Origin of the sequence: Clostridium sp. CAG:265, from assembly GCF_000436575.1 — a bacterium.
Taxonomy (GTDB): domain Bacteria; phylum Bacillota; class Clostridia; order Clostridiales; family Clostridiaceae; genus Clostridium; species Clostridium lentum.
In genome coordinates this window covers 301-1,149 of sequence record NZ_FR886639.1, presented here as the reverse complement: position 1 = coordinate 1,149, position 849 = coordinate 301, and the positions used below count along the sequence as shown (strand labels likewise).

The following is an 849-nucleotide window of genomic DNA, read 5'->3' as shown; positions in this document are numbered from 1 at the left end:
CAGTTCCTGGATTTATTGTCAGCAAAAATGGAGAATGGGAAACTCGTTGTGATTCTTCAATGTCAGAAGATGAAATACTAACTATGATAAAATAAATTTTTTATAAAGAACGCAGTTTAGATTATTAATCTAAACTGCATTTATATTTCTATTTTATTAATCCTCGTATGATGGCACCGTCATATTTAGCTTCAAGAATTGATGTTGATGGATCATAGTTTTCTAAAATTATTATTGTAATATCCTTTGCTGAGTCATATTCTGTGTAAGAATTAAATCCATCAATAACACCACTATGTCTTATAATTCCATCACTAATTATTAAACCAAATCCATATCCACTATCTTCTGAAGGTGTTATCATTTCATTATAAGACTCTTGTGAAAGTAATTTTCCTGTATGTAGCATTCTCTCCCATCTAAGTAAATCATATACATTAGTATATATATTACCAGCTGCAAACGTAAATTTAGGATTTACAACAATTTCACCTGATTCAACACTGCCATGACCTTTTGCATCTGTATCCTCTGCACTCATACTTGATATTTTCATTCCACAAGGCTTAAAAATATTTTCTTTTATATAATCTTCATATGAAACTCCAGAGGCTTGTTCAATTATTAAACCAAGTAGATAGTAATTTGTATTACAGTAATCATATGCTTGTCCAGGTTCAAATTGTAATTCACTTAAATATAAATTATTTAGGATTATATCTGCTGTCCATCTTGAATCTGATACATATTCATCAAAATATGCCTTTTCTCTATAATCATTTAATATTTTTAAACTCTCCTCATCTTTAAAATACAATTCTGCTGCATTTAAATAGTCTACAAGACCTG

Annotated in this window: 1 protein-coding gene; it reads right to left on the bottom strand. The window is 29.0% G+C overall.

Annotated elements, in window-relative coordinates:
* Positions 1-148: 148 nt before the first annotated feature.
* The coding region (locus tag Q5O29_RS09865) for a serine hydrolase domain-containing protein (RefSeq protein WP_302632096.1) at positions 149-849 on the bottom strand (701 nt) is incomplete at its 5' end.